This is a genomic window from Bacillota bacterium, from assembly GCA_013178045.1.
GTDB lineage: Bacteria > Bacillota > Ch66 > Ch66 > Ch66 > Ch66.
The window spans coordinates 1-6,141 of the sequence record JABLXP010000047.1; the positions used below are offsets into that span (position 1 = coordinate 1).

Sequence of the window (6,141 nt, forward strand, 5' to 3'; positions counted from 1 at the left end):
TTGGCGAATATTTAACATGAGACCTCACACTCCTTTAGTTTGACTTTGGGTGTTTTTTTGGGCGAGGTCTCATTTCTTTTTCAGGGGGCTGATCCCCTTCTGGTGCCTACTGAAATTTTACTCGGCCAACAAAGTGAGTGGGGTAAATAGTAATTTGCTGAACCTTGGAGTAGGGTTGAGAATAAAAGATGGAAATATATTTGTGACCAAAACGAAATAAATTTTCCCCACTGCACAGGAACCCCACTTTATTAAAAAAAGCGTGTGAAGGAGGAACGTGCATGAGTGCAGCCACAATTGCGATTATCATTACTGTCCTGGCAATCATTATGTATGCGACTGAAGTGGTACCAATCGCTGTAACCTCAATATTCGCCTGTCTAGCGATGGCTGTCTTCGGCGTGATCAGTTATAAGGATGCTTTTGCTGGTTTCAGCAACGACACTACGATGATGGTGCTGGGAATGATTGTGATTGGCAATGCCTTGTTTGAAACCGGCGCGGCAAGCTTGATTGGAAGCAAACTGGTCAAAGCCGTTGGCACGAATGAGAAAAAATTTCTGGCTGCGGTGATTTTGGTGGCAGGAATTCTGTCAGGTTTTCTCAGTAATACCGGCGTCTGTGCAATGTTCTTGCCGGTAATTGCTTCCGTGGCGGCTACTTCGGGTGGACTGATTACCAAAAAGAACACCTATATGGCGCTGGGATTCGCTACGGTTGCGGGCGGGATGCTAACCCTGGTTGGGTCAACGCCACAACTGGTTGCCCAGGGGATCCTGCAGAAAATGGGACAACCGACGATGGGCTTTTTTACCATTGGTGTTGGGGGTATTCCTCTTTTAATCCTGTTGTTAGTATATTTTATGACATTTGGCTACAGTTTTCAAAAGAAGGTCTTTGATTTTGCAGAAAAGCAGGACACTCAGACGGCGGAGGCAGCGGCTGCGGCGACAGTTGAGAAGCCGGTTAATCCCGTAAAAATGTGGATTTCGATCTTGGTGCTGGCGACTTGCGTGGCTGGCTTTATCACCAAGATCTGGACGGTCGGCATGATCGCCATGGTCGGCGCCCTGGTCTGTGTCCTGACGGGCTGCATTTCGGAAAAACGGGTCTACCAGACGATGGATTGGACTACCGTGGCTGTCCTGGCCGGTGCCTTGGGCTTCGCGGATGGCCTGGATAAGAGTGGGGCGGGGAAAATCATCGCCGACTCTGCAGTCAGGCTATTAGGAACGGATGCCACGCCCTGGGTGGTATTCGCGGCAATTGTTCTGATCGCGACTGTGTTGACCAACATCATGTCGAATACGGCGTGCACGGCAATGCTTACCCCGATCTGTATATTCATGGCCCAGGGGTTGGGCATTAATCCGTTGACCCTGGTTGTCGGCCTGGTCATCGGGGCTAACCTCTCGTATTCGACCCCTATTGCCACTCCTCCAGTGACCATGACTCTGGTTGCCGGCTACCGTTTCATGGACTACGTCAAAGTTGGTGGTCTATTCAACATCTTGGCTTACATTGTCACCATTATTGTTGTACCGTTGTTCTTGCCACTCCGTTAGTTTTAGCCGTCTAAAAGACTTGTTTACTATTGATGACGAAAAACGGCTGTGATGCGGGTGGAATATTGGCTAGGGGGATTAATGTGAGGTGGCCAGCCCATGGTGGGTGGCTACCTCCAGGCTTCTTGTTCCGACGAACTTCATTTTAGATAATTTTCAGGGCAAGAAAATAAGAGTTGGGAGGGGATGCGCATAGGTACAGATTGGACTTGAGCCTGGCGTGTGGTAGCTTATGGTTTTACCCGGTTTTCCTGGTCTTGATAATATTAATGTTTTCGGTCCAATTGTCGTCGGCGATTATCATGGGAACAGAAAAGCGCGTCAAGGAGGAAGCCAAGTCTAATTAATTTTTAAAACCGGGCAGAAGCCTTTTGCGCAAGTATGGAGTAACAAGAGGAGGAAACATACATGTTAGAGACGTTAAAAACGGTCGGTTTATATCACCTACATCGGGGCCATCCTGGCTGGGTTCACCGTTAAGGAGGCAGCCGGGATCGGGATTATTGGCGGTGCTGTCGGACCAACAACCATCTATCTCCTCTCATATATCTGGCCCCGTACCTGATGGGTCCATGCGCGGTGGCGGCCTATTCCTACATGGCAATGGTGCTGCTTATTCAACCGCCGGTAGCCAAGTTGCTGACCACGGCTGAAGAGAGAAAAATCCGCGTGCGGCAATTGCGGCCAGTGAGTAAGACCGAAAAAATTCTCTTCCCCATCATCGCCGTTATGGTGATCACCCTCCTGGTTCCGGCGGCCCCGTTAATGGCGATGCTGATGCTGGGGAACCTCTTCCGGGAGTCGGGAGTAGTGGAACGGTTGAGCGATGTGGCGTAAAACGCGCTCCTGAATATCGTCACCGTATTCCTGGGTATATCGGTCGGGACGACCATGAACGGCCGAGACCTTCCTGAACCCCAAAGTTTTGTTTATCTTCTGCCTGGGTCTGGTGGCCTTTGCAACGGCTACTGCTACCGGGATTATTTTTGCTAAGATCATGAACCTGTTCCTGAAGGAAAAGATCAACCCGCTGATTGGGGCGGCAGGCGTTTCAGCGGTGCCGATGTCAGCCCGGGTGATGCATCGATTAGCGCAAAGCGAGGACAAGCGCAACTGGATATTGATGCACGCCATGGGGCCGAACGTGGCCGGGGTGATTGGCACCGCGGTGGCGGCCGGGATGTTCATTTCCATGTTGAGCGGGAAATAAAATTACTTGCAGGGAACCAGCCTCAAAGTGATAACAGGGATTGGTGGTGCATCAATCCCTGTGCCACATATTTCTGAATTTTCAATGGTCAATAAGTTGCCTAATCCAAATATCGGATGGGAGGGTAATTAATTACATGCAGAAAAGAGTTAATGACGAAGGGGGATTAGAAAGTAGAAAGAATTGCCGCTAAAGAGCTGAATCTTTATGAAGTTGTTGACGGAATTTTGAATCTAACCTTAAATATACCAAGAAAATCCTCCACTAACAAAAAACTTGTCTAAGTTGATCGTTTCGACAACTTTGTGCCTACAGGAAACTGAAATGTTTTCTACTAAAATGGCGCCAACAAGTATAAACCTGTTGAGCGCCTGTATAAATCATTCATTTTGGTGACGAGTAAATCGGTAAGCGGAGTTCTGTCCCTCTTGACGAGGTGATGATCATCTATCTAGGATGTCAGTTGCCTGACACCTCCAGCGACCTTACCCGAGGGCGAAGCGGGCCACTTCATTGCCCTCCTATTCGGTCTTGCTCCAAGTGGGGTTTACCTAGCCAGTTGGTCACCCAACTGCTGGTGAGCTCTTACCTCACCGTTCCACCCTTACCGGTCTGGCGACCGGCGGTTTGTTTCTGTGGCACTTTCCTTGGGGTCGCCCCCACTGGGTGTTACCCAGCACTCTGCCCTGTGGAGCTCCGACTTTCCTCAGGTACGGCCTTTCGGCGCTTGTACCCGCGATCATCTGACTTACTCATCACTCAAGTTATTTCGTTCAACGTCAGCTTATATACTATATCATTGATGTTTACTGATGTCAAGCGGAAAAACGATGGAAATACAAGCTGGTCGATCTATTTAGTTGGTTAACATATCTTTGCTGGTTCCGGGCATAATAAGCGTAGACCTAGAATATCGGTGAGGAGGTTAAGACTATTATGTCAATGGAAAGAAAGAGTACGCCTGAACAACCAGACAATGCAGAAAGCTCATTTAAATGTTCAAACTGTGGCAACATGTTTCCAGTATCTTCACCCAGTAACAAATGTAATGTTTGTGGGAGTGAAATGAGTACAAACAAATCTAAAGTTTTCGGTGCTTCTAACGAAGAATACTAGAGAACCCCGCTGAACAGCTTCCAGATCCTCGGAGACAAAATTTCCGGGGATTTGTCGTTTCGGCAGGATTGAACGATGAGACTGTCGAATGAGAAAACCGGCACCAGTAATTGTTTGGTTGTGGGAGGTACATGATGAGAAAAATTAAGGTTATCGCCGGTCCGACCCTGGAAGCAGTTCAGGAATTGATTCGTGAGTGGTTGGAGGAAGGTCATGAGGTTAAACATTTACAGATTGACCTTATGCTACAACAACCGCCTTGTGAACGGTGGCAGGCGATAATCATTTATTTACCGAACCCCAGGGCCAAAAAACTACCCAAGCGGGAATGCCGGCGCTGCACCAGTAAAGAGCAGTGTTCTCGTTACCAGACAGCGGTGAAGAAATGGGCGGAAACAGTTTCGGTTAAACCAGACTAAAAACGGACTGCAGGTAACATTATAATTTTATTAAATTTTAAATTAAATGAAATTCCACGTTGGTCTATTGGAGGGAAGGAATTGACGGCTTTTTTGTTTGCGCTAATCACCCTGTTTTTGTGGGGGATCGGCCCGATTCTAGGAAAGATTGGGTTGGGCCCGACTGAACCATTTGTGGCCTTATCAATCCGCTCTGCGGTGGTCACAATCGTCTTGCTGTTCGTAGGACTGTTTACCGGCAAGTTGCAGGAGCTAGCGGAGGTTAGTACCCGCTCGGCGCTATTCATTGCTGGCGAGGGGGTTAGCGCGGCTTTGCTGGGCCATCTTACTTATTATTACGCCTTGAAGCTGGGCGAAGCGTCCCGGGTGGCACCAATTGTGGCAGCTTTTCCCGTAGTGACTGTCATTGTGGCCGTCTTTCTCTTAGGTGAACAGTTGACCTGGGAGAAGGTAGCCGGCTTGCTTTTTATCGTGGCCGGAGTGTTATTAATCAAAAATTAAATTCCCAAGAAATAACAGCAGAACAACGTTGACAATCATCCATGTTTATGCTAAATTATAGTCCTGGGACGGTTAATCAAAATAGCCGTTACGAAAACAATATTTAAACGTGGGGATATAGCTCAGCTGGGAGAGCGCCTGAATGGCATTCAGGAGGTCAGGGGTTCGATTCCCCTTATCTCCACCACTTAAATGACTTCAAAGCCTTGAAAATCAAGGGGTTCAGGGATTTGGAAAATAAAACCAGGAGCGGAGTTGGGCTTCCTAAATCCCTTGAAGTATCTGGAGTTCCCTGCAAGCCCAGTGCGAACTCGGTGCGAATTTCGGTGCGAATTTTTCAGTGCGAAAATAACAGCCAGGCAGCGTAGAAGTTGCCTGGCTTTTTTTGTGTTCCCGGCAGTTTGATCTGTCGGGAAGCGGCACTCCCTTTCACTCCGGGCCCAGCGCAGAGCCGGGCTTTTTTTTATTTTCGGGCGTCAGCCTGAAAATTTTGCGAAAGGAAGTGTGCGTTTGATGTTCACTGAGAATTTGATGTTTTTCAGCCCTGAACTTGCCAGAAAAATCGGCCTGCACGAAGCCATCATTGCCGGTTATCTCTACGACCGCCTGCAGACCGCGCCGGAAGCGGCCATCGACGGGCGGCTCTGGGTGTCGGTCCCGCTGTCTGAATTTCAGGCACATTTGCCCTACATCAGCGAAAAGACCATCCGTCGGGCGCTGAAGAAGCTGGAGGCCGAAGGAATTCTTCTCACCGGCGCCTTCAACGACAACCGCTTCAACCGCACCCGCTGGTACACCCTGGATTACCGGAAGGTTGACGAGCTGCTGGGCGGTCCGGTCAGGTCAGATTGTCCGGATGGACAGGATGGGCATTTTTCAAATGAACTCGAAACTTCAGCCGGGCTCACGGACCCTCAAACAGGCTGCCCCGGAGGGAGAAATCACCCGACCGGACAAAATGACCGGTTCTGTGAAATCGAGGAAACTCCTGACGGACAGAATGACCGGATCGGTGGGACCGCAGGAGACAATCGCAGACTGCCAGCTGAGACCGGGAACATTGAAGATCAGTGCGGTCAAAATGACTGGAACGATGAGACGCCATCCGGACAGAATGGCCGGTTCGATGGAGGCATTTGTATCGGCGGTAATAATATACCTGCGAAGCAGGTATATAAAAACAATAATGATTTGATTATTAATTGAGCCTTTTGCAAAATTAGCTTTTTTGTTAAAGGTAAAACATTGTTAGTCGTTTAGATGTACTCTTTTTTCGCTAGATTAAGGTCAAAAACCAAACCACAATGTAATTTAACATTTTATTCCAGGC

The 6,141-nt window shown here is 48.6% G+C and carries 4 protein-coding genes, 1 tRNA gene, 1 other RNA gene and 1 pseudogene; 6 read left to right on the plus strand and 1 reads right to left on the minus strand.

Features of this window, described 5'->3' with window-relative positions; all coding sequences use genetic code 11:
- The first annotated feature begins 281 nt into the window (after nt 1-281).
- The gene (locus tag HPY81_11430) at nt 282-1,565 is read left to right on the plus strand and encodes an SLC13/DASS family transporter (protein ID NPV28013.1); all 1,284 of its coding nucleotides are present in this window, start codon (nt 282-284) and stop codon (nt 1,563-1,565) included.
- 439 nt (nt 1,566-2,004) lie between these two features.
- Nucleotides 2,005-2,775 (plus strand): annotated as a pseudogene (locus HPY81_11435) (sodium ion-translocating decarboxylase subunit beta).
- A 392-nt stretch (nt 2,776-3,167) separates the two neighbouring features.
- On the opposite strand, the gene rnpB reads toward HPY81_11435, so the two are convergent.
- An RNA gene (gene rnpB / locus HPY81_11440) (RNase P RNA component class A) lies at nt 3,168-3,530 on the minus strand.
- Nucleotides 3,531-4,025: 495 nt separating this feature from the next.
- On the opposite strand from rnpB, the gene HPY81_11445 reads away from it, so the two are divergent.
- From HPY81_11445 to HPY81_11460, 4 genes are all read left to right on the plus strand, one after another.
- Nucleotides 4,026-4,310, plus strand: a complete 285-nt coding sequence (locus HPY81_11445) for a hypothetical protein (GenBank protein ID NPV28014.1) — start codon at nt 4,026-4,028, stop codon at nt 4,308-4,310.
- Between the two features lie 81 nt (nt 4,311-4,391).
- The gene (locus HPY81_11450; GenBank protein NPV28015.1) at nt 4,392-4,811 is read left to right on the plus strand and encodes an EamA family transporter; all 420 of its coding nucleotides are present in this window, start codon (nt 4,392-4,394) and stop codon (nt 4,809-4,811) included.
- A 111-nt stretch (nt 4,812-4,922) separates the two neighbouring features.
- A tRNA-Ala gene (locus tag HPY81_11455) sits at nt 4,923-4,998 on the plus strand.
- A 326-nt stretch (nt 4,999-5,324) separates the two neighbouring features.
- On the plus strand, nt 5,325-6,017 hold the full coding sequence (locus HPY81_11460) for a hypothetical protein (protein NPV28016.1): 693 nt from the start codon (nt 5,325-5,327) through the stop codon (nt 6,015-6,017).
- The last annotated feature ends 124 nt before the right edge of the window (nt 6,018-6,141 follow it).

What these genes read in the sequence shown, in the direction of transcription:
- HPY81_11430 (NPV28013.1), top strand. Translation starts at nt 282, where the DNA reads ATGAGTGCAGCCACAATTGCGATTATCATTACTGTCCTGGCAATCATT.
- HPY81_11460 (NPV28016.1), top strand. Translation starts at nt 5,325, where the DNA reads ATGTTCACTGAGAATTTGATGTTTTTCAGCCCTGAACTTGCCAGAAAA.
- HPY81_11445 (NPV28014.1), top strand. Translation starts at nt 4,026, where the DNA reads ATGAGAAAAATTAAGGTTATCGCCGGTCCGACCCTGGAAGCAGTTCAG.